General features: G+C 65.6%; 19 protein-coding genes. 10 read left to right on the plus strand and 9 right to left on the minus strand.

Annotation, left to right across the window (positions count from 1 at the left end):
* Window positions 1–92 precede the first annotated feature (92 nt).
* A complete protein-coding gene (gene coaE / locus ACPGXI_RS03740; RefSeq protein ID WP_526649918.1) occupies window positions 93–1,313 on the plus strand; it encodes a dephospho-CoA kinase in 1,221 nt (406 codons plus the stop codon).
* A gap of 38 nt (window positions 1,314–1,351) precedes the next feature.
* On the opposite strand, the gene ACPGXI_RS03745 is transcribed toward coaE, so the two are convergent.
* Window positions 1,352–2,053, minus strand: coding sequence for a hypothetical protein (locus ACPGXI_RS03745; RefSeq protein ID WP_526649920.1), 702 nt, complete (start codon window positions 2,051–2,053; stop codon window positions 1,352–1,354).
* 95 nt (window positions 2,054–2,148) lie between these two features.
* Window positions 2,149–2,664 carry a ribonuclease FAU-1 family protein gene (locus ACPGXI_RS03750; protein WP_526650011.1) on the minus strand — a complete coding sequence of 172 codons (516 nt, stop codon included), beginning with the start codon at window positions 2,662–2,664 and terminating at the stop codon, window positions 2,149–2,151.
* Window positions 2,665–2,758: 94 nt separating this feature from the next.
* Between ACPGXI_RS03750 and uvrB the strand changes: the two genes are divergently transcribed.
* Window positions 2,759–4,918: an excinuclease ABC subunit UvrB gene (gene uvrB, locus ACPGXI_RS03755; protein ID WP_526649922.1), complete on the plus strand. Its 2,160-nt coding sequence runs from the start codon at window positions 2,759–2,761 to the stop codon at window positions 4,916–4,918.
* A gap of 227 nt (window positions 4,919–5,145) precedes the next feature.
* The gene (locus ACPGXI_RS03760; RefSeq protein ID WP_526649924.1) at window positions 5,146–5,589 is read left to right on the plus strand and encodes a universal stress protein; all 444 of its coding nucleotides are present in this window, start codon (window positions 5,146–5,148) and stop codon (window positions 5,587–5,589) included.
* Window positions 5,590–5,650: 61 nt separating this feature from the next.
* Here ACPGXI_RS03760 and ACPGXI_RS03765 read toward each other — a convergent pair whose 3' ends face one another.
* A complete protein-coding gene (locus ACPGXI_RS03765; protein ID WP_526649926.1) occupies window positions 5,651–6,328 on the minus strand; it encodes an MBL fold metallo-hydrolase in 678 nt (225 codons plus the stop codon).
* Between the two features lie 189 nt (window positions 6,329–6,517).
* Between ACPGXI_RS03765 and uvrA the strand changes: the two genes are divergently transcribed.
* Window positions 6,518–9,430 carry an excinuclease ABC subunit UvrA gene (gene uvrA / locus ACPGXI_RS03770; RefSeq protein ID WP_526650013.1) on the plus strand — a complete coding sequence of 971 codons (2,913 nt, stop codon included), beginning with the start codon at window positions 6,518–6,520 and terminating at the stop codon, window positions 9,428–9,430.
* 96 nt (window positions 9,431–9,526) lie between these two features.
* Window positions 9,527–10,540 carry a polysaccharide deacetylase family protein gene (locus tag ACPGXI_RS03775; protein WP_526649928.1) on the plus strand — a complete coding sequence of 338 codons (1,014 nt, stop codon included), beginning with the start codon at window positions 9,527–9,529 and terminating at the stop codon, window positions 10,538–10,540.
* A gap of 70 nt (window positions 10,541–10,610) precedes the next feature.
* On the opposite strand, the gene ACPGXI_RS03780 is transcribed toward ACPGXI_RS03775, so the two are convergent.
* From ACPGXI_RS03780 to ACPGXI_RS03790, 3 genes are all read right to left on the minus strand, one after another.
* The gene (locus ACPGXI_RS03780) at window positions 10,611–10,931 is read right to left on the minus strand and encodes a hypothetical protein (protein ID WP_526649930.1); all 321 of its coding nucleotides are present in this window, start codon (window positions 10,929–10,931) and stop codon (window positions 10,611–10,613) included.
* Between the two features lie 52 nt (window positions 10,932–10,983).
* Window positions 10,984–14,316 carry a bifunctional lysylphosphatidylglycerol synthetase/lysine--tRNA ligase LysX gene (gene lysX, locus ACPGXI_RS03785; protein WP_526649932.1) on the minus strand — a complete coding sequence of 1,111 codons (3,333 nt, stop codon included), beginning with the start codon at window positions 14,314–14,316 and terminating at the stop codon, window positions 10,984–10,986.
* A gap of 61 nt (window positions 14,317–14,377) precedes the next feature.
* The gene (locus ACPGXI_RS03790; RefSeq protein ID WP_526649934.1) at window positions 14,378–14,737 is read right to left on the minus strand and encodes a DUF1844 domain-containing protein; all 360 of its coding nucleotides are present in this window, start codon (window positions 14,735–14,737) and stop codon (window positions 14,378–14,380) included.
* A 230-nt stretch (window positions 14,738–14,967) separates the two neighbouring features.
* On the opposite strand from ACPGXI_RS03790, the gene infC reads away from it, so the two are divergent.
* The 4 genes from infC to ACPGXI_RS03810 all read left to right on the plus strand — a co-directional run bounded on the left by infC (window position 14,968) and on the right by ACPGXI_RS03810 (window position 17,098).
* Window positions 14,968–15,564: a translation initiation factor IF-3 gene (gene infC / locus ACPGXI_RS03795; protein ID WP_526650015.1), complete on the plus strand. Its 597-nt coding sequence runs from the start codon at window positions 14,968–14,970 to the stop codon at window positions 15,562–15,564.
* Window positions 15,565–15,618: 54 nt separating this feature from the next.
* On the plus strand, window positions 15,619–15,813 hold the full coding sequence (rpmI, locus tag ACPGXI_RS03800) for a 50S ribosomal protein L35 (RefSeq protein ID WP_526649936.1): 195 nt from the start codon (window positions 15,619–15,621) through the stop codon (window positions 15,811–15,813).
* Window positions 15,814–15,893: 80 nt separating this feature from the next.
* Window positions 15,894–16,289 (plus strand): 50S ribosomal protein L20, encoded by a 396-nt coding sequence (rplT, locus tag ACPGXI_RS03805; protein WP_526649938.1) that lies wholly within the window; start codon window positions 15,894–15,896, stop codon window positions 16,287–16,289.
* A gap of 59 nt (window positions 16,290–16,348) precedes the next feature.
* Window positions 16,349–17,098, plus strand: coding sequence for a TrmH family RNA methyltransferase (locus ACPGXI_RS03810; RefSeq protein ID WP_526650017.1), 750 nt, complete (start codon window positions 16,349–16,351; stop codon window positions 17,096–17,098).
* On the opposite strand, the gene ACPGXI_RS03815 is transcribed toward ACPGXI_RS03810, so the two are convergent.
* Genes ACPGXI_RS03815 through ACPGXI_RS03825 form a run of 3 tightly spaced genes read right to left on the minus strand, consistent with a single transcriptional unit; the run spans window position 17,095 to window position 20,187 of the window.
* Window positions 17,095–17,874 (minus strand): SDR family NAD(P)-dependent oxidoreductase, encoded by a 780-nt coding sequence (locus tag ACPGXI_RS03815; RefSeq protein ID WP_526649940.1) that lies wholly within the window; start codon window positions 17,872–17,874, stop codon window positions 17,095–17,097. The two genes, ACPGXI_RS03810 and ACPGXI_RS03815, sit on opposite strands and share 4 nt — an antisense overlap.
* A gap of 32 nt (window positions 17,875–17,906) precedes the next feature.
* The gene (locus ACPGXI_RS03820; RefSeq protein WP_526649942.1) at window positions 17,907–19,163 is read right to left on the minus strand and encodes an acyl-CoA dehydrogenase family protein; all 1,257 of its coding nucleotides are present in this window, start codon (window positions 19,161–19,163) and stop codon (window positions 17,907–17,909) included.
* 4 nt (window positions 19,164–19,167) lie between these two features.
* Window positions 19,168–20,187, minus strand: coding sequence for an oxygenase MpaB family protein (locus tag ACPGXI_RS03825; protein WP_526650019.1), 1,020 nt, complete (start codon window positions 20,185–20,187; stop codon window positions 19,168–19,170).
* A gap of 154 nt (window positions 20,188–20,341) precedes the next feature.
* On the opposite strand from ACPGXI_RS03825, the gene ACPGXI_RS03830 reads away from it, so the two are divergent.
* Window positions 20,342–21,223, plus strand: coding sequence for an adenylate/guanylate cyclase domain-containing protein (locus ACPGXI_RS03830; protein ID WP_526649944.1), 882 nt, complete (start codon window positions 20,342–20,344; stop codon window positions 21,221–21,223).
* Window positions 21,224–21,237 lie beyond the last annotated feature (14 nt).

Genomic DNA, 21,237 nt, shown 5'->3' on the forward strand with positions numbered 1-21,237 from the left:
GTTCGTCAGAGCGCGTTGTGTTGCCCTCGGCTTCGTGTGCCTCAGACGCAACAGTTGCGCCATTCGAGCCCGGCTGCTGTCAGACTTATGCCGTGCTGCGTATCGGGTTGACCGGAGGAATCGGTGCAGGCAAGTCCACGGTGGCCGCCACATTCGGGGAGCTGGGGGGCATCGTCGTCGACGGTGATGTGATCGCCCGGGAGGTTGTCGAACCGGGCACCGAGGGTCTGGCCGGTCTGGTCGACGCGTTCGGCGAAGGCATCCTGCTGCCCGACGGAGCGCTGGACCGGCCCGCATTGGCCGCAATCGCCTTCGGCGACGATCAGAAGCGCGCAACGCTGAACGGCATCGTGCATCCCCTTGTGGCGCATCGGCGTTCGGAGCTGATCGCGACTGCGCAGGAGGCCGACGAGAACCCGATCATCATCGAGGACATCCCGCTGCTCGTCGAATCGCAGCTGGCGCCGATGTTCCCGCTGGTGGTAGTCGTCCATGCCGACATCGAAGCGAGGGTGGAAAGACTCATCCGCCACCGGGGCTTCAGTGTGGAGGACGCGAGGGCGCGCATCGCCGCGCAAGCCGACGAGGAACAGCGCCGGGCGGTTGCCGATGTCTGGCTGGACAACTCCGGTAGCGCCGGGGAGCTGGTCGAACGGGCCCGCGCGCTGTGGCACGACCGGATCCAGCCATTTGCCCACAACCTTCACGCCGGCCGGCCCGCGCATTCCGAGCCGCGTCTGGTGCCCGCCGACCCGAGCTGGCCTGCTCAGGCGGAACGGATTCTGGCACGGCTGCGGACCGCGTGCGGTCACCGTGCGGCACGCATCGACCACATCGGCTCTACCGCGATTACCGGGATGGACGCCAAGGATGTCATCGACATCCAGGTCACCGTGGCTTCGATCGAGGTCGCCGACGACCTTGCCGGTGGGCTGCTCGCGGCCGGATACCCACGCACCGCCATCAGTCAGGACGTCGGCAAGCCGGATGGCCGCAGCACCGTCGGGGAGTTCGACCGCGTGGACGACGATTCGCTGTGGGCCAAACGGCTGTACTGCTCGGCCGATCCGGCGCGGCCGACCAATGTTCATGTGCGGGTGGAGGGTTGGCCCGGTCAGCAGTTCGCGTTACTGTTCGTCGACTGGCTGAGGGCGAACCCGCAGGCCCGGTCAGACTATGCGGCGCTGAAGCGCGCCGTGGCCGTGCCGGGCCCGGTCGACGTCGGCGCCTACGCCGAGGCGAAGGAGCCGTGGTTCCTGGATGCCTATCGCCGGGCGTGGGAGTGGGCGGACACCACCGGCTGGCGACCGTGAAGGTGTGTTCACTCCCGTGGCCCAGCGTGACGCTGTCTTCACGGTCGACCCGTCACCACCGGTAACCCTTGCGTCACCACGGGTAATGCTTCCGTTGCCGCCGGCGGTTGCCCTTCCAACGGCGGTTGCGCTTCTGCCGGTGCTTCAGCAGGGTCCACCGGTGCTTCAGCAGGGTCCACCGGTGCGGCAGGGTCCACCGGTGCGGCAGGGTCCACCGGTGCGGCAGGGTCCACCGGTGCAGCAGGGTCCACCGGTACCTCATTGGCGATCCCGCTCACCGGAACCTGGCAGGTCAGCGTACCGAAATCGGGGTCGTCCCGCTGGGGCGTCGCCCGCGGGCCGATGAAATCGTCGGCCTGCGCGACCAGCGCGTCGTCGACCAGGATCTCGCAGTGCAGGTTGGCTGAGTACGGCCATTCGATCGAAACCCGCATGTTGGCGATCTCAGATGCGGGCAGCACGGTGTTGGCCTCGAAAACCCGACCCGGAATCATCGTCGGCTCGGCGGTCTGAAGTTCGTTGCCCTCGGCCCGGTACCTGATCTTCGCTCCGCGGGACACCCCGTCCACCCGGGCCCGGTAGATGACGTTGTGGAGCACCTCGGCGGTTTGGGCGGGCTGCGCTTCGGTGGGCGTTTCGGGGGTCGGCTCGGCCAGCGCTGCCGCCGGGGTCCAGATCACCCAGGATCCGGTCACAGCGACGGCCGCCAATCCCAGCCAGCTCCGCTTGGTGACGCTCATGCCAGCCGACATTACAATCCGGACCCCGTTCGAGGCATCTCGGCGGCGGCGCGCGGTAGGCATCATCAAGGTTATCCGCGTGGCGCGACCGATCGTTACCGCGAATCGGCTCCCCGCCACGTCAGGGCCATGCCGATACCCGCCAACCACCGGTGAAGATCGTAATCATGCCTGGCCAGCGCTTCGACGGTGGCGATCGCGGTGCGAACGGCACGGTTGCCGCGCTCGGGGCTCAGGAGTCCTTGCCCGACCGCAGCAAACAATTCATCGACGTCGGTGACCTGTACGCCGGCGCCGGTCCGCAGGATCAGGTCAAGGTAGTGATCCTCACCACGCCAGCTGGTCGGTCCCGGGACGTACTGACCGATATCGAGGTAGAAGTCCTGGTCGCGTTCGTGGCCGGGGTTGAAGTGGAACACCGTCACGCGCAGGTCCAGCGAGGGCAGCAGCCAGGATTCGATGTAGTGGAATTGGAGGCGCCCGGGTGTGGGCCGGGCCATGTAGAGGCCCCACGGTTGGACGGTGTAGACGTCCACGGCTCGGACGACGCCCTTGGGGTCGGTGTTGGTTTTGGCCGTGAGGTCGAAGGTCTCGTGCTTGGGAGGGTGGATGCCGACCAGGATATGCGCTGATAGGACACCGCAGGGTGATTGTGGAGCCGAGCATGGACCGACGGTGTCGGGGCCGGGTTCTAGGCTGGTGAACATGGCCTTCGCGACTGAACACCCCGTGCTCGCGCACTCGGAGTACCGCGCCGTGGATGAGATCGTCCGCGAAGGCGGTCGTTTCGAGGTGGTCAGCGAGTACGAACCTGCCGGCGATCAGCCCACCGCGATCGAGGACCTGGAACGCCGGATCCGCTCGGGCGAGCGCGACGTGGTCCTCCTTGGCGCCACCGGCACCGGGAAATCGGCGACCACGGCGTGGCTGATCGAGCGTCTCCAGCGGCCCACCCTGGTGATGGCGCCGAACAAGACGCTGGCGGCCCAGCTGGCCAATGAACTTCGGGAGATGTTGCCACACAACGCAGTCGAGTACTTCGTGTCGTACTACGACTACTACCAGCCCGAGGCCTACATCGCTCAGACAGACACCTACATCGAGAAGGACAGCTCGATCAACGACGACGTAGAGCGGTTGCGTCACTCGGCGACTTCCAGCTTGCTGTCGCGCCGCGACGTCGTGGTGGTGGCGTCGGTGTCCTGCATCTACGGGCTCGGAACACCGCAGTCCTACCTGGACCGCTCGGTGGAGTTGACTGTCGGCGACGAGGTGCCGCGCGACGCGCTGTTGCGGCTGCTTGTCGATGTCCAGTACAACCGCAACGACATGGCGTTCACCCGGGGCTCGTTCCGGGTTCGCGGGGACACCGTCGAGATCATCCCGTCCTACGAAGAGCTCGCCGTCCGCATCGAGTTCTTCGGCGACGAGATCGAGGCCCTCTACTACATGCATCCGCTGACCGGCGACATCGTGCGCAAAGTCGACTCGCTGCGGGTGTTTCCGGCCACCCACTACGTGGCCGGGCCGGAACGGATGACGCACGCGATCTCGACCATCGAGGCCGAGCTCGAGCAGCGGCTGGCCGAGTTGGAGGGCCAGGGCAAGCTGCTGGAGGCTCAGCGGTTGCGGATGCGCACCAATTACGACGTCGAGATGATGCGTCAGGTCGGGTTCTGCTCTGGCATCGAGAACTATTCGCGCCACATCGACGCCAGGGCAGCGGGGACGGCGCCGGCGACCCTGATCGACTACTTCCCGGAGGATTTCCTGCTGGTCATCGATGAGTCGCACGTCACAGTGCCGCAGATCGGTGGCATGTACGAGGGCGACATGTCGCGCAAGCGCAACCTCGTCGACTTCGGATTCCGTCTCCCCTCGGCGGTGGACAACAGGCCGTTGACGTGGGAAGAATTCGCCGACCGGATCGGCCAGACGGTCTACCTGTCGGCCACGCCGGGGGCGTTCGAACTGAGCCAGGCCGGCGGGGAGTTCGTCGAGCAGGTGATCCGACCGACCGGTCTGGTCGACCCGCAGGTCGTTGTCAAGCCGACCAAGGGCCAGATCGACGACTTGATCGGCGAGATCCGCGCGCGCACCGAGCGCGACGAGCGGGTGCTGGTCACCACCCTGACGAAGAAGATGGCCGAGGATCTCACCGACTACCTGCTCGAGATGGGGATTCGGGTTCGGTACCTGCATTCGGAGGTCGACACATTGCGCCGGGTCGAGTTGCTGCGCCAGCTGCGTCTGGGCGAGTACGACGTGCTTGTCGGTATCAACCTGCTGCGTGAGGGTCTTGACCTGCCCGAGGTATCGCTGGTTGCGATTCTCGATGCCGACAAGGAGGGTTTTCTGCGATCGCCGCGAAGCCTGATCCAGACCATCGGCCGCGCTGCCCGAAACGTCTCCGGCGAGGTCCACATGTACGCCGACAGGATGACCGACTCGATGCAGCAGGCGATCGACGAGACGGAGCGCCGGCGGGCCAAGCAGATCGCCTTCAACGAAGAGCGAGGCATCGACCCAAAGCCGTTGCGTAAGAAGATCGCCGACATTCTCGACCAGGTCTACCGGGAGGCGGACGACACCGAGTCCGTCGAGATCGGCGGCTCCGGCCGCAACGCCTCGCGGGGCAGACGTGCCCAAGGCGAGCCCGGTCGGGCGGTGAGTGCGGGTGTGTTCGAGGGCCGCGACATAGCCAGCATGCCGCGCGCCGAGTTGGCCGACCTCATCAAGGAACTCACCGCGCAGATGATGGCCGCCGCACGAGATCTCCAATTCGAGTTGGCCGGCCGTATCCGAGACGAGATCGCCGACCTGAAGAAGGAACTGCGCGGTATGGATGCTGCGGGTCTCAAATGACTTGATTCCACATGCTGTTGAGGTCCTGCGTGATGGTGTTGAGATCCTGCGGTAGTCCCTGACCGACAGCTGTGGCGCAGGCACGTTATTCGGCGCCAGTGTGACGTTGACGACGCGGCAGTGCCGAATCCTGGGCGAATACCGTCCCGGTGTAGTGATTCGTACCCATGTTCGGCCGATACCGGGTTAGTGTCTGTGGCGTTGCATCTGACACTGGGAGGATATGGATGAGCGCCTATCAAACCGTTGTGGTTGGTACTGACGGGTCAGATTCGTCGTTGCGTGCCGTTGACCGCGCCGGCCAGATCGCAGCCGGGGCCAACGCGAGGGTTATCGTCGCCACGGCCTACTTCCCGCAGAGCGAGGATCAGCGAGCCGCTGACCTTCTCAAGGACGATGGCTACATGGTGTCGGGCAATGCCCCGATCTACGCGATCCTGCGGGATGCGAAGGATCGTGCGAAGGCGGCCGGCGCCGAGAACGTCGAGGAGAATGCCGTAGTCGGCGCACCGGTGGATGCACTCGTCGATCTTGTCGAGGAAGTGGGCGCGGACCTGCTGGTGGTGGGCAACGTCGGACTGAGCACCATCGCCGGGCGGTTGCTCGGGTCGGTGCCCGCCAATGTCGCGCGGCGATCCAAGTGCGACGTGCTGATCGTGCACACCTCCTGATCGGAGGCCGACTATCGGGCGACCCCGGGCCGGTGATCTGCCGGCCCAGGGGCTTCGCACGTCACCAACCGCGAGCGCGCCATTCGCCCAGATGTGGGCGCTCTGCCTGAAGCGTGGTGTCGTCGCCGTGCCCCGGATACACCAGCGTGTTGTCTCCGAAGACGTCGAACACCCGGCTGCTCACGTCGTCCAGCAGTTGCTCGAAGTCACCTTCTTGCCAGGTCTTGCCGACACCGCCGGGAAACAGGCAGTCACCGGTGAACAGTTGGACATCATCGCCGGCGGCCGGGCCGCCCAACGCCAGCGCAACGGAGCCGGGCGTGTGACCGCGTAGGTGGATGACAGCGAAACTGAGCTCGCCGACATTGATCGTGTCACCGTCGGCCAGCAGCAGGTCGGGGGTGACGGGCAGCGGTTCGGCATCCAATCGGTGAGCGGCGGTCGGGGCGCCGGTGGCAGCGGCGACCTCCGCCAGCGCCATCCAGTGGTCCGGATGCTGATGGCTGGTGACGATCAACGACAACTTCGGCGCATGCTGCGCGATCAGGTCGAGCAGAATGGCGGGGTCGTTGGCGGCGTCGATGAGCAAGGTTTCGCCGGTTCGGGAACAGGTCACCAGGTAGGCGTTGTTGTCCATGGGGCCGACGGACACCTTGAGGATCGAGGCGCCCGGGAGTGTGCGCCGAGCTGCTTTCTGGGGTTCGACGTGTCCGGTGTAGTTCTCATCGACGACGGTCATGGTGACCCAGGTTACTGCCCGCCGCCGAGGTACTGCCGAGACTGTCGTCAGCGGCTAACGACAGCTGGACGGGGACCTGTCGGTACCGGCACCTAGCATGGGTCTGTGTTGCACCTGCCGGACGAAATGGCCTACCAGTGAGCAGCGCCGATGATTGTTGGGAAGGACATCTCGTGGGGAAGGACGCAGTTGGCTGACCGCTTGATCGTTAAGGGTGCCCGTGAGCACAATCTGCGTGGCGTCGATCTCGACTTACCGCGCGACGCGATGATCGTGTTCACCGGGCTCTCGGGCTCGGGCAAATCATCGTTGGCGTTCGACACGATCTTCGCCGAGGGGCAGCGTCGCTACGTGGAATCGCTGTCGGCATATGCGCGGCAATTCCTCGGTCAGATGGACAAGCCCGACGTCGACTTCATCGAGGGACTTTCACCTGCGGTGTCCATCGACCAGAAATCCACCAACCGCAACCCGCGCTCGACGGTCGGCACCATCACCGAGGTCTACGACTACCTGCGGCTTCTCTATGCCCGGGCCGGCACACCGCATTGCCCGGTGTGCGGACAGCGCATCGCCCGTCAGACTCCCCAGCAGATTGTCGACCAGGTGCTCGCCATGGACGAGGGCCTGCGATTTCAGGTACTCGCACCGGTGGTTCGCACCCGCAAGGGGGAGTTCGTCGACCTTTTCGACAAGCTCAACACGCAGGGCTACAGCCGGGTCCGGGTCGACGGTGTGGTGCACTCCCTGGCCGAACCGCCGAAGCTGAAGAAGCAGGAGAAGCACGACATCGAGGTGGTCGTCGACCGCCTGGCGGTAAAGGCGAGCTCCAAGCAGCGGCTCACCGACTCTGTGGAGACCGCGCTGAACCTGGCCGACGGCATCGTCGTGCTGGAGTTTCCCGACGATCGAGATCTCGAGACCGATGCACCGCGCGAGCAGCGCTTCTCCGAAAAACTGGCCTGCCCCAACGGCCATGCACTGGCAGTGGACGATCTCGAGCCCCGATCGTTCTCGTTCAACTCGCCCTACGGTGCCTGCCCGGAGTGCGTCGGCCTGGGCATCAAGAAAGAGGTCGACCCCGAGCTGGTCGTGCCCGACCCCGACCTGACTTTGGCCGAGGGCGCCGTGGCGCCGTGGTCGATGGGACACACCGCCGAGTACTTCACCCGAATGCTGTCCGGCCTGGGTGACCAATTGGGGTTCGACGTCGACACGCCGTGGAAGAAGCTTCCCGTCAGGGCCCGCAAGGCGATCCTCGAGGGTTGCGATGAGCAGGTCCACGTGCGGTACAAGAACCGGTACGGGCGAACCCGGTCCTACTACGCGGACTTCGAGGGCGTCATGGCGTTCCTGCACCGCCGCATGGAGCAGACCGACTCCGAACAGACCAAGGAGCGCCTCGAAGGCTTCATGCGGGACGTGCCGTGCCCGGAATGCGACGGCACCCGGCTCAAACCAGAAATTTTGGCCGTCACATTGACCGCGGGGGATCTCGGGACGAAATCGATCGCGCAGGTCGCTCAGTTGTCCATCGCCGATTGTGCGGCGTTCCTCAACGGGCTCACGTTGGGAACCAGAGAGCAGGCGATCGCCGGCCAGGTCCTCAAAGAGGTTCAGTCGCGGCTGGGGTTCCTGCTCGATGTCGGTTTGGATTACTTGTCGCTATCCCGTGCGGCCGCGACGCTGTCCGGTGGAGAGGCGCAGCGCATCCGGCTGGCCACCCAGATCGGGTCCGGACTGGTGGGCGTGCTCTACGTGCTCGACGAACCGTCGATCGGGTTGCACCAGCGCGACAACCGTAGGTTGATCGACACCTTGGTGCGGCTGCGCGACCTGGGAAATACCCTGATCGTGGTCGAGCATGATCTCGACACCATCGCCCACGCCGACTGGGTCGTCGACATCGGCCCGGCAGCCGGTGAGCACGGCGGTCAGATCGTGCACAGCGGTCCGTACGACGAGTTGGTCAAGAATCCGAATTCGATTACCGGAGCGTATCTTTCAGGAAAAGAGGAGATCCAGGTCCCGGCGCTGCGGCGGCCGGCCGACCGCAAGCGCCAGCTCACGGTCGTCGGTGCGCGCGAGCACAATCTGCGGGAAATCGACGTGGCGTTCCCGCTGGGAGTGCTGACCTCGGTAACGGGCGTTTCCGGATCCGGTAAATCGACCCTGGTCAACGACATCCTCGCGTCGGTGTTGGCCAACAAGCTCAACGGAGCCCGGCAGGTTCCCGGGCGGCACACGAGGGTGACCGGCTTGGACAAGGTCGACAAGTTGGTCCGTGTCGACCAGTCGCCGATCGGCCGGACGCCGCGCTCCAACGCCGCCACCTACACCGGCGTATTCGACAAGATCCGCACGCTGTTCGCGGCGACCACCGAGGCCAAGGTTCGCGGCTACCAGCCCGGGCGGTTCTCCTTCAACGTCAAGGGCGGTCGCTGCGAGGCGTGCTCCGGCGACGGCACCATCAAGATCGAGATGAATTTCCTGCCCGACGTGTATGTGCCGTGCGAGGTCTGCCAGGGTGCCCGCTACAACCGAGAAACTCTCGAGGTGCACTACAAAGGCAAGACCATCGCCGAGGTGCTTGACATGTCCATCGAGGAGGCAGCCGAGTTCTTTTCGCCGATCACGTCGATCCATCGCTACCTGAAGACGTTGGTCGACGTCGGACTGGGTTACGTCCGGCTGGGCCAGCCCGCACCGACACTGTCCGGCGGCGAGGCGCAGCGGGTGAAGCTCGCCTCCGAGCTGCAAAAGCGCTCGACCGGTCGCACGGTCTACATCCTGGACGAGCCGACCACCGGGCTGCACTTCGACGACATTCGCAAGCTCTTGATGGTGATCAACGGCCTTGTCGACAAAGGCAATACGGTCATTGTCATCGAGCACAACCTGGACGTGATCAAGACTTCGGACTGGATCGTCGACATGGGTCCCGATGGCGGGTCCGGTGGCGGCACCGTGGTTGCGACGGGCACCCCCGAAGACGTCGCTGCCAACCGCGACAGCTACACCGGCGGTTTCCTGGCGGAGTCGTTGGGTCTGCCGCGCCGGAAACCGGCCAAAGCTCGCACCCGCCGCAAGGTCAGCGCCTGACGGGGCGAACGTCCCGGTGCGCGGTGTCAGCAACGGCAGGCCGGGCACGGCCGACTGTGATCAAGATCGTCACGGGGGCTATGCAATCGAGGTAGCGTGCGCCGAGTGATCGGCCACGCCATGAAGGAACTCACCGCCCGGCTTCTGTGCGCGGCGGGTATTGGCGCGCTCGCGCGTCGCCGGCGGCGTGGGCAACTCACCATTCTGATGTTTCACGGCGTCGAGGCGCAGAGGCTTTCGCCGCCCTGCTGGCACGTACTCGACGTGGCCACGCTGCGGCGCCAGCTGGACTTCGTCCGGCGACGTTTTCATGTCCTGCCACTGGATGAGGCCCTCGAGCGGTTGCGCACCGGCACGCTGCCAGACCGGGCTGCCACCGTGACCTTCGACGACGGAACCCGAAACCTGGCGACACACGCCGCACCCGTGTTGCGCAGTCTCGGGTTACCCGCTGCCATCTTTCTTGCTACGGGTCCGATGGGCAGTGCGGAAGCGCTGTGGCCCGATCGGCTGTGGCTCGCGTTTGCGAACACGACACTGCACGAGGTCGATCTGACCGAACTCGGCCTGGGCACGCGCAGCCTCCGGAGTGCCGCAGATCGCGGCGAAACCTACGGGCTGGCCGTGCACAGCATGAAGGAGTTGCCCGACGACGAGCGGATCACGCGCCTGGAGGCGCTGGTCGCAAGACTGGGCGCAGATCCCAACACCGGGCCGGGTCCGTTCCGGTTGCTCTCGTGGGACGAGGCGCGTGCCGTCGCCAGGGACGCCGACGTGACGCTGTATCCGCACACCGTGACCCATCCCATCCTGTCCCGTTGCTCCGACGAAAAGGTCGAACGCGAGGTCGTGGAGTCCTGTGTGACGCTGGAGCGCGAGACGGGGCGCGCGCCGACGGTCTTCGCCTACCCCAACGGCCGTGTTCGGGATTTCGACGAGCGTGCCAAGGACGCATTGCGTCGCCGTGGCGTGCGGTGGTCCTTGGCGACAACCGAAGGGTTTGCCTACCCCGACTCCGACCCACTGGCGCTGCCACGCTTCGGGATTGGCAGCGACCTCTCGTTTGCCCGGTTCTGTCTTCTCGTTTCCGGTGCACACCCCTGGCGTTGAGCCGATCCTGGGGAACAAGCCGTCACTTGGCTATCAGGGGTCAAGTCGGAGAAGAAAACCCGACCGTGGGTTACCCGGAGTCCTCGGATTCGGAACCCTCACCGCGCATGGAAGCGCGAATCTGCGCCAGACGCTCGGCGGCCGCCTCCTGGTGCGCGTCGTAACGCTCCTCGACGCTGCGTCCCTCCGGAGTCTCGGCCGCGAGTTCCGCTGATCCGATCGAGGTCGCGTATCGGGTCTCGATCTTCTCGCGGACCGACTCGAACGTCGGGATGCCGCCCGCGGTGTAGCCGGCGTCGACGGGCGCAGCGGGCGGTCGGGCCACATCCGGAGCCGCGATGTCGTCGGATTCGGGCGTGGGGTCAGGCTCGCTACGAGGTTCGTCGGCCATGCTGACCACGCTACCTCGCGAAGCCTTCCCGGCGGCGCTCGATGCGGCCGCTTCAGCGCGGTTTGGCCAGGGGGAAAGGCAAGGTCTCGCGGATGCTTCGCCCGGTGATCAGCATGACCACCCGGTCGACACCCATGCCCAGTCCGCCTGTCGGCGGCATGGCGTACTCCATGGCCTGCAAGAAGTCTTCGTCGAGTTCCATCGCCTCGGGGTCGCCGCCGGCCGCCAGCAGCGATTGTTCCTGCAGCCGGCGGCGCTGCTCCACGGGGTCGGTCAGCTCGCTGTAGGCGGTGGCGAGTTCGACGCCCCAGGCGACGAGATCCCAGCGCTCGGCAACGCCGGGGATGCTGCGGTGCGGTCGGGTCAGGGGAGACACCGTCGTCGGGAAGTCCTTGTAGAACGTGGGCTCGCCGGTGCGATCCTCGACCAGCTGTTCATAGAGTTCAAGCACCAGCGCGCCGGTATCCCAGTGGGTGAGGTAGGCAATCCCGGCGGCGTCGCACAGTCGGCGCAGCGTGGCCAGGTCGGTCTGCGGTTCGATGTCTTCGCCCAGCGCCTCGGAGACCGCACCGTGCACGGTCTTGACCGGCCACGGTCCGGAGATGTCGACCGGGTCCAGCGTTCCGTCCGAACCGGGCCTCAGGAACACTTGCGCCCCGTTGGCGGCTACGGCGGCGTTCTGAATCAACTCACGGCATCCGTCGATCCAGACGTTGTAGTCGGCGTGCGCCTGGTAGGCCTCCAGCAGGGTGAACTCCGGGTTATGGCTGAAGTCCACGCCCTCGTTGCGGAAGGCGCGGCCCAGTTCGAACACCCGCTCAACTCCACCGACGCACAACCGTTTCAGATACAGCTCGGGTGCGATGCGCAGATACAGGTCGAGATCGTAGGCATTGATATGAGTCAGGAACGGCCGGGCGTTGGCGCCGCCGTGGATCTGCTGCAGGATCGGCGTCTCGACCTCCAGGAAACCCTTGGCGACAAGGGTTTCGCGGATCGCGTGCAGAACCCCGCTGCGCGCCTTGATCAGGTCGCGCGCCTCGGTGTTGACCGCGAGGTCGACGTAGCGAGTTCGCACGCGAGCCTCCTGGTCGGTCAGGCCCTTCCATTTGTCGGGCAGCGGACGAAGACATTTGCCGATCAGGCGCCACTGGGTCACCAGCACCGACCAGGCGCCAGATCGGCTGTGCCCCATGGCGCCTGTCACTTCGATGAGGTCGCCCAGGTCGATCGTGCGGGTGAAGTCGGCGGTGCTGCCGTCGGCGAGGAGGGAGTTGTCGAACAGCAGCTGAGTCTCGCCGGACCAGTCCCGCAGCTGGGCGAACAGCACGCCGCCGTAGTCGCGCAGCCGCAGAACCCGGCCCGCAACCGTTACCGCGGAGCCACTTTCGGCGGCCAGCGCCTGCGCGACGGTGTGGCTTGGCGGCCGACCTACCGGATAGGCGTCGACACCGGCGTGCTGAAGTGCCCGGAGTTTGGCCATGCGTACCCGGACCTGTTCGGGAAGCCGAGGCAGCTCGTCGGTATCGGCCAGATCGGCCTGGAGGCTGCTGAGGTCGGGGGCGGTGCCGTCGGAGTGGAGTACCCCCGAAGCCACCAGGGTTCCGGGCGCGGCGATGTGCTGGCCGGTGTGCGGCTGTTCGTGGCGCCGCGAAAAGGGAAGCACCAGAAAACCTTCCGCGATCACCGACGCCACTCCGACGCGCGGTACCAGTCTGGCGTCTTCGTAGCAGGCGAAGCGCGGCACCCACTCGGGCTGGTACTTCATGTTCGACCGGTACAGCGTCTCCAGCTGCCACCAGCGGGAGAAGAACACGAGCAACCACCGCCACAGCCGGGCTACCGGTCCGGCGCCCAGTTGGGCGCCCTGTTCGAAGGCCGAGCGGAACATCGCGAAGTTCAGCGAGATGCGGGTCACCCCGATGTCCTCGGACTGCAGGCACAGCTCGCTGACCATCAATTCGATGCTGCCGTTGGGAGATTGGGGCGATCGGCGCATCAGATCCAGAGACACGCCGTTGGTGCCCCACGGCACCAGCGACAGCATCGCCACGACCTGCTCTCGCCGGCCGTCATCGCCCTGGCCGGCGTTGTGCAGGGCTTCGACCAGCAGGCAGTCGCCGTCGGCCGGGTCGCCGATCCGGCCCAGCGCCATCGAGAAGCCGCGTTCGTCGTCGGTGTCGCGCCACGCGTCAGCCCGAATGACCAACTGCGCCATCTCGGCGGCGTCGATGTCGCGATGTCTGCGGATCCGCACGGTGGTGCCGGCGCGCCGGGCGCGGGTCACCGCCTGGCGGACCGCGCGCATGTCGGGTCCCGAGAGCCGGAAACCGTCGGGGTGCAGGATCGCCTCATCGCCGAGCTGTAGCGCGCTGAGGCCGGCCGCACGGAAGGCCTGCGCAGCCGTTGAGCTGGCGCCCATCACGCCGGGCGCCCACCCGTAGCTCTGGCACAGACCCAGCCAGGCTTCGATGGCTTGCGGCCAGGATTTCTGATCCCCGACAGGATCGCCGCCGGCCAGGCACACGCCGACCTCGACGCGGTAGGCGATCGCCGCGCGGCCGTTGGGCGCGAACACCGCGGCCTTGTCGCGGCGGGTGGCGAAGTAACCCAGTGAGTCGTTCTTGCCGTAGAGCTCGAGCAGGCCCCGGATGGCCGATTCATCCTCACCGGTCAGCGCATTATCGGCCCGCTGTGATTGAAACAGCACGATCGCAGCCGCCATCAGGGCCAGCGCGCCGAACAGCCCCAGTAGCGCGTTGACGAATACGTGCGGATGACCGGTGAACGAGTTCGCGTCGGCGCCGCTGAACGCGCTGACCCGGTTCAGGGCGTACCAGAGCCGTTCCGGGCGGGGCAGCGTGCCGGGGAAGAGTTCCAGCAGCGCCCATCCGGTCAGCGTTCCGATGGCCATCGCGGCGACGAGCACCCCGGCCGCCTTGAGCAGTGCGCCGCGGCGCACCCTTGCCCAGAACTCCTTGCGGGCCAACAGCAGAAAAGCGATCGCCGCCACATGGAATGCCAGGCCGATGAACTCACCGATCTCCTGCACCCATGACTCATCGCCGCTGAGCAGTTCGCCAACGTTCAAGCCGACCGCCGCGAGCAGGTAGCCGACCAGGATCAGCCAGGCGATCCGCTTGCGGGCCGCCAGTGCGGCGGCAAGTAGCACCAGCACAAATGCCCACGCGAAGCTGGTGTCGGGGAAGTTGAAGATGTATTCGTTGACGAACTCACGCGGGACTGCGATGGCCGACCGGATCAACGGCGAGATACTGGCCAGCAGGGACAACGTCGCGATGACGCCCACCACCCAGCCGGCGACCGCGGGTACCCACCGGAACCTGGTGGTCGGGCGCGCCCTCGCGGGGGTGGTCAAAGTCATGGGCGGCGAGGATTCAGGGTCATGGGCGGCGAGGATATTGCGTCATCATGGGAAATCGGTGCTACCAGACCGGGCCGGTGTACTTCTCACCTGGACCGTGTCCGGGGTCCTCGGGTGCGGCGCTGGCCTCACGAAACGCCAGCTGCAGCGTTTTGAGCCCATCGCGGACCGGCCCGGCGTGCGGTCCCAGGTACTCCGCCGACGCGGAGACCAGCCCGGCCAGGGCAGTGATCAGGCGGCGGGCCTCGTCGAGATCGCGGTAGGGGCTCTCTTCGGGATCAGCAGCCGACAGTCCGATCTTCTCGGCGGCAGCGCTCATCAGCATCACCGCCGCGCGGGTGATCACCTCGACTGCGGGGATATCAGCGAGCTCGCGGGTGTGCGGGGCCGCCTCTGCAGCGCGAGTTGGGTCATCGGTCATGCCTGCTAGACTGACATGCGCGACCGTCCCGGCAAACGTCAGGGACAGCAAGTGGAGTCCCGCTCCCACCGTTGGCCACCGATTCACTCGAAGGTACAGCGGTCCGGTCACAGACATCCCTGATGTCTGTCCTGGTCGGCTTTGGGCCCTGCTATGAGCAGGGCTTATCTGTTCTTCGGGGCAGAACGTCGGCGGCGTGGGGGACTCCTGAGGACAACATAGGAGGCCCCATCAGCACTGAGACCCGCGTCAACGAGCGTATTCGCGTACCTGAAGTTCGCCTGATCGGACCGGGCGGTGAGCAGGTAGGCATCGTGCGCATCGAAGATGCGCTCCGCGTCGCCGCGGATGCCGATCTCGACCTTGTCGAAGTAGCCCCGGACGCCAAGCCGCCGGTATGCAAGATCATGGACTACGGCAAGTTCAAATACGAGACGGCGCAGAAGGCGCGCGAGTCTCGCAAGAACCAGCAGCAGACCGTCGTCAAGGAACAGAAGCTCCGACCCAAGATCGACCCGCACGACTACCAGACCAAGAAGGGCCACGTGATCCGCTTCCTGGAGGCGGGGTCGAAGGTCAAGGTGACGATCATGTTCCGGGGACGTGAGCAGTCGCGGCCCGAACTGGGCTACCGACTCCTGCAGCGCCTGGGCGCCGACGTCGCCGATTACGGCTTCATCGAGACGTCCGCCAAGCAGGACGGACGCAATATGACGATGGTGCTGGCGCCGCACCGCGGCGCGAAGACTCGTGCCCAGGCGGCCCATGACGCCGATGAGCCGCTGGCGCGAAGAGCATCCCGCACCGATGCTCAGCCCAACCGCTAACCCCGTTACCACCGAGCAGACACCAAGCAGACACCGAGCAGAACTGAGGAACCTATGCCCAAGGCGAAGACCCACAGCGGCGCTTCCAAGCGATTCCGCCGCACCGGAACAGGCAAGATCGTGCGCCAGAAGGCCGGGCGCAGGCACCTGCTCGAGCACAAGGCGAGCAAGCGCACCCGGCGCCTCGAGGGGCGTACCGAGGTGGCCGCCAATGACAAGAAGCGCGTCGCGAAACTGCTGGACGGCTGAACTCTTCGAAACCTTTCGGCACCTTTCGAAACCTTTCGGCACCCCGGGCGCCGAACCCCACCCGAACGATAGGAAGACCTATGGCACGCGTGAAACGCGCAGTCAACGCGCATAAGAAGCGGCGCACCGTCCTCAAGGCCTCCAAGGGCTACCGCGGTCAGCGGTCGCGCTTGTACCGCAAGGCCAAGGAGCAGCAGCTGCATTCGTTGACCTATGCCTACCGTGACCGCCGTGCCCGCAAGGGCGAGTTCCGCAAGTTGTGGATCTCACGCATCAATGCGGCGGCCCGCGCCAACGGCATCACCTACAACCGGCTGATCCAGGGCCTCAAGGCCGCCGGAGTCGAGGTGGACCGCAAGAACCTCGCCGAGCTTGCAGTGAGCGACCCGGCCGCGTTCACCGTGCTGGTTGGGGTCGCCAAGGATGCGCTGCCGGCCGACGTGAATGCTCCCTCCGGCGCAGGCGAGGCTGCCTGACGGAGGGTCGGAGCGTAGCGACCCGGGAAATGTCGACGCTCACCGAACGATCTGCCCGGGTGGCCGCGGCAGTCAAGCTGCACCGCCACATCGGGCGCCGCCGCGCCGCACGCTGTCTTGCCGAGGGTCCGAACCTCGTCGAGGCCGCGTTGCGGCGCGGAGTCGTATCTGAGGTATTCGCCACCGAGATCGCCGCGGAACGGTTCAGTGGGCTGTTGGCCGACGCGTCGGTCCAATTGGTCACTGAGCGTGCGGCAAAAGCGTTGTCGGATACGGTGACTCCCGTCGGCCTGGTCGCAGTGTGCTCGATCCCCGAGGTCGATCTCGGCGATGTGCTGGCCGGCCGGCCCATGTTGTTGGCGGTGCCGGTGGGCGTATCGGAGCCCGGCAACGCGGGCACCGTGATCCGTGTCGCCGATGCCATGGGCGCCGACGCGGTGGTGCTCGCCGGCCATAGTGTCGATCCCTACAACGGCAAATGCCTCCGCGCGTCAGCGGGAAGTATCTTCTCCATTCCGGTTGTCAGCCGGCCCGAAGGCCCCGACACCGTCACTGAGATACGGAAGGCCGGGTTGCAGGTGCTGGCCACCACGCTGGACGGCGACGTCAGTCTCGATACCGTCGACCTGACGATCCCGACCGCGTGGCTGTTCGGACCGGAAGCGCACGGTCTGCCGGTCGACCTCGTGGATCAGGCCACTCACCGTGTGCACATCCCGATGCGCGGAAGCGCCGAAAGCCTCAATATCGCCTCAGCCGCATCGATCTGCCTTTACCAGAGCGCGCAGGCCCACCGGCGAACGGGCTAATCGGACTTCATTATCCGCTCTGACACCGCGAGCATCAGCTTTCTGGGCGCCAGCCGGTACCCGTGAGCCATGATGCTGTTGCGCAAGCCCGAAACCACTGTCGGGGACGATTTGTCGAGCGCTGCCAGGGCGGTGTCGACAACCTCTTTCGAGGTCTGCCGTCCGTCGGTGAGGAACTCCTCGCCGGTGCGCGTGAAGAACTCGGTTTCGGTCGCGCCGGGACAGAGGGTGAGCACTTTGACCCCGGTTCCCCTGCAGTCCTGCCAGAGTGCTTCGGTGAAGGACAGCACGAAGGCCTTGGTTGCGCCGTAGACGGCCATCCCGGGGGTCGGCTGGAAGGCTGCCGTCGAGGCGACGTTGAGCACGACTCCGTGCCTGCGTTCGGTCATCGACGGCAGGAATCGCGCGGTGAGGTCGACCAGTGTGACGCAGTTCAATTGGATTTGAGCGGCATTTGGCTCCGGTGCCTGGTCTTGGAACTTGCCGTGCAGCCCGACCCCGGCGTTGTTGATCAGGACATCGACCGTTCGCCCAAGCTCACGAACTTTGGTTTGGAGTTCGGCCGCGGACCCGGGCACGGCGAGGTCGGCGGTGATGACGTCGACCACAATCCCGGGATGCTTGGCCACGAGCCTGTCCCGCAACTCTTCGAGTTTGTCGGCCCGCCGCGCGACCAGCACGAGATTTGCTCCGCGCTGGGCAAGCTGGACGGCGAATTCCTCGCCTATCCCTCCGCTCGAACCGGTGATCAATGCGGTGTCGTTCGTGAAATCCACCTAGTGCTCCTGCGGTAGTCGGCGACCCAACGCTAGTCGCTCAGCAGACCCTTGGCTACGTGCGTGATCTGCACCTCATTGCTGCCGGCGTAGATCATCAACGATTTCGCGTCCCGGGCGAGTTGCTCGACCCGGTACTCGGTCATGTAACCGTTTCCGCCGAAAACCTGGATGGCCTCCATCGCGACATCGGTCGCGGCCTGGGAGCAGTACCATTTGATCGCCGAGGCCTCCGCCAGCGATATCGACGTGCCCGTCTGCGCCGCCTCGATCACCCGGAACAGCATGTTGCGCACATTCATTCGTGCCACCTCCATGGTGGCCAGCTTGAGTTGAATCAGCTGGAACTGGCCGATCTCCTTGCCCCAGAGCGTGCGGGTCTTGGCGTAGTCGACGCACAGTCGCAGGCATTCCTCGATCACGCCGAGGGCCATTGCCGCCACGCCGATGCGTTCGGCCGAGAAGTTCGACCGTGCGCTGTCCCGCCCGTCGCCCGCAGCGATGTTCTCGGACTCACCCAGTAACCGATCTCGCCCGAGGCGGACGTCGTCAAAGAACAACTCCCCGGTCCGGGATGAGTGAATACCCATCTTGTGGAACGGCTTTGACTGCGTGAATCCATCCATGCCGCGGTCCAGGACGAAGGTCAGGACCTTGCGGTTCCGCGGGTTCGAGGAGGAATCACCTGCCTCACCCTCCTGGAGCTTGGCGTACACGACGACGACGTCGGCGTCCGGGCCGTTGGTGATGAATGTCTTCTGGCCGTTGAGGATGTATTGCTCGCCGTCGCGCACGACGTAGGACTTCATGCCCCCGAACGCGTCGGAGCCCGAATCCGGTTCGGTGATCGCCCATGCCCCCACCTTGTCGTAGGTCACCAGATCGGGCAGCCAACGTTCCTGCTGGGCAAGGGTGCCGCGACCCATGATCGTGGGCACGGTGAGCCCGAGGCTGACACCCATCCCGGTGACCACACCCATCGACACCCGGCACAATTCGCTGAGCACGACAAAGCCCATCCCCGCGGAACCGCCGTCGCCGCCGAACATGCCGCCTGACGAGGGCTTTGCCCCGGTTGGGGCGTCGCCGGCGCGCAGTCTGGCCAGCCGTTTGTTCAGCGAGTCGCGGGCCATGTCGGCGATGCCGAAGGTCGCGAAGAGCTTTCGGATGATCCCGTAGGGCTCCATCTCGCCGCTCTCGAGCGCGTCGATGTGTGGACGAATTTCCTTGTCGACGAACTCGCGCACGGCATCGCGCACGGCGATGTCGACGTCAGACCATTCGAGCATGTACTCAGGCTGCCTTACCGCGTCCGCGTGCCGGACGGCCGCCCGCCAATGAGAACGTCGTGTGCACCAGGGACCCGACCCGGTCGAGCAGCGACTTGTGCGGTGGCACGTAGTGCATGGGCATGTTCCTGCGGTCGCGCGGGGGAGCCATGAAGGCTGGAGCCTCGACCAGCGGAGCGTCGGCGGGAAGCCTGCCCTCAGCGCGGCGGTAGGCAGCCACCGCTCGCGGATGCAGCCTGACTTCGTCGGGCACGGCGACAAACGCGAGCTCGACGATCTTGCCGAACAGGCGTAGCACGACTTCGTCGCCCGCTGTCCATCGCATTCCCGCCCGCTCGCGCACGGCTGGGTCGAAAAGCCCTGCGGCAATCCAACGTTGAGCGCCCACCATCGGTTTGAACATCTGATCCCACAGCGGTGTGGGCATCAGTACGAACCACGGTTTGGGGATGCGTATCGAGAAGATATCCAGCGTCGCATGGTTGATTTCCAGCTCGTCGCGGCACTTGCGGTCCCAGTACTCTTGGAAGTCTTCCCACGACTCCGGCACGGGGCTCATGCTCATCCCGTACATCCGGTACCACTGGACATGCTCATCGAACAGTTGACGCTTCTCGGCTTCGGTCAGCCCGCCGCAGAAATACTCGGCAGTCTTGATGATCAGCATGAAAAAGGTGGCATGGGCCCAGTAGAAGGTCTCGGGATTGAGCGCGTGGTAGCGCCGTCCAGTGGCGTCAACGCCCTTGATCGCCTTGTGGTAACTCTTGATCTGGTCGCCGGTTTGCCTGGCCCGATCTCCGTCGTATACGACACCCATGATCGGGTACACCGATCGAGCCACTCTCTGCAGGGGTTCACGCAGCAGGATCGAGTGGTCCTCGACGCCGGCCCCGAGTTCGGGATACATGTTCTGGATCGCGCCGATCCACACACCCAACATGCCCGTCCGCACGTCACCGAAGTACTTCCAGGTCAGTGAATCCGGGCCGAGTGGATTGCCGGCCGTCGTCGTTGCCATCCCCATTGATCGCACCAACCCAATCTAGTTGTTGACAACGGTCGTTGTCTACGGCTTCGAGGCCTCGGCGGGAGGGTGTTATTCAGCTGCTGCCACCACTCCACACTGTCGTGACCTGCTGGTTTATCGCCGCGATAGTGCGCAGATTAGGCTTGCGTGCGTGGACGAGGCCCCGCCGAGTGATCGCGTGGGCGCGGATTCGTCAGGGCCGATCAGCTGGTTGAAAGAGGCCAACCACAGTCCCACGGTCATTTCGTTCCTTCGGCGTGCCCGCCGCGTGTTGCCCGGCGACCCGGAATTCGGTGATCCGCTCTCGGCCGCCGGAGTAGGTGGACCGCGCGCGGCTGCCCGGGCCGCCGACCGCATCTTGGAGCGTGATGCGGCATCGCGCGAGGTCAGCCTCGGAGCCCTGCAGCTCTGGCAGGCACTGACCGAGCGAGTTTCGGGCCGGCCCGCCAATACCGAGGTGACGTTGATGTTCACCGACCTGGTCAAGTTCTCGTCGTGGTCACTGGGCGCGGGGGACGAGGCCACCCTGAAGTTGCTGCGCCGGGTATCCCAAGTGGTCGAGCCGCCCTTGTTCGAATCGGGCGGCCAGATCGTCAAGAGGATGGGCGACGGGATCATGGCGGTGTTCGCCGATCCGACCAACGCGGTTCGCGCGGCTCTGGCCGCCCGGGAAGCCCTCGATGCCGTTGAAGTGGAGGGCTACCGGCCACGAATGCGCGTCGGTATTCACACCGGTCGCCCGCAACGCATCGGTTCGGACTGGCTGGGCATCGACGTGAACCTGGCCGCTCGCGTGATGGAACGTGCGCCCCGGGGTGAGCTGATCGTCTCCGAGGCAACCCTGGAGCGGATAGACCCGGCAGATCTCGAGGCGCTGGGAGTGACGGCCCGAAAGCTCCGCAAGCAGGTGTTCGGGGCCAAGCAGGAGGGCGTGCCCCCTGACTTCACCATGTACCAGTTGAGAATTCGCCGGCAACTGCCGGTTGACGGCGATGATGAGGAGGCGGAGGACGACGCGGTAACCAGTTCGTAGTGGGCGGGTTGTCG

The sequence above is a fragment of the Mycobacterium sp. genome (genome assembly GCF_049608025.1).
GTDB lineage: Bacteria > Actinomycetota > Actinomycetes > Mycobacteriales > Mycobacteriaceae > Mycobacterium.

Bases quoted from the DNA above. Each gene is read 5' to 3' on its own strand.
- ACPGXI_RS03820 (WP_526649942.1), bottom strand. From the start codon at position 19,163: ATGCTCGAATGGTCTGACGTCGACATCGCCGTGCGCGATGCCGTGCGC.
- rplT (WP_526649938.1), top strand. From the start codon at position 15,894: ATGGCACGCGTGAAACGCGCAGTCAACGCGCATAAGAAGCGGCGCACC.
- ACPGXI_RS03780 (WP_526649930.1), bottom strand. From the start codon at position 10,931: ATGGCCGACGAACCTCGTAGCGAGCCTGACCCCACGCCCGAATCCGAC.
- lysX (WP_526649932.1), bottom strand. From the start codon at position 14,316: ATGACTTTGACCACCCCCGCGAGGGCGCGCCCGACCACCAGGTTCCGG.
- rpmI (WP_526649936.1), top strand. From the start codon at position 15,619: ATGCCCAAGGCGAAGACCCACAGCGGCGCTTCCAAGCGATTCCGCCGC.
- ACPGXI_RS03745 (WP_526649920.1), bottom strand. From the start codon at position 2,053: ATGAGCGTCACCAAGCGGAGCTGGCTGGGATTGGCGGCCGTCGCTGTG.
- uvrB (WP_526649922.1), top strand. From the start codon at position 2,759: ATGGCCTTCGCGACTGAACACCCCGTGCTCGCGCACTCGGAGTACCGC.
- ACPGXI_RS03790 (WP_526649934.1), bottom strand. From the start codon at position 14,737: ATGACCGATGACCCAACTCGCGCTGCAGAGGCGGCCCCGCACACCCGC.
- ACPGXI_RS03765 (WP_526649926.1), bottom strand. From the start codon at position 6,328: ATGACCGTCGTCGATGAGAACTACACCGGACACGTCGAACCCCAGAAA.
- ACPGXI_RS03760 (WP_526649924.1), top strand. From the start codon at position 5,146: ATGAGCGCCTATCAAACCGTTGTGGTTGGTACTGACGGGTCAGATTCG.
- ACPGXI_RS03825 (WP_526650019.1), bottom strand. From the start codon at position 20,187: ATGGGGATGGCAACGACGACGGCCGGCAATCCACTCGGCCCGGATTCA.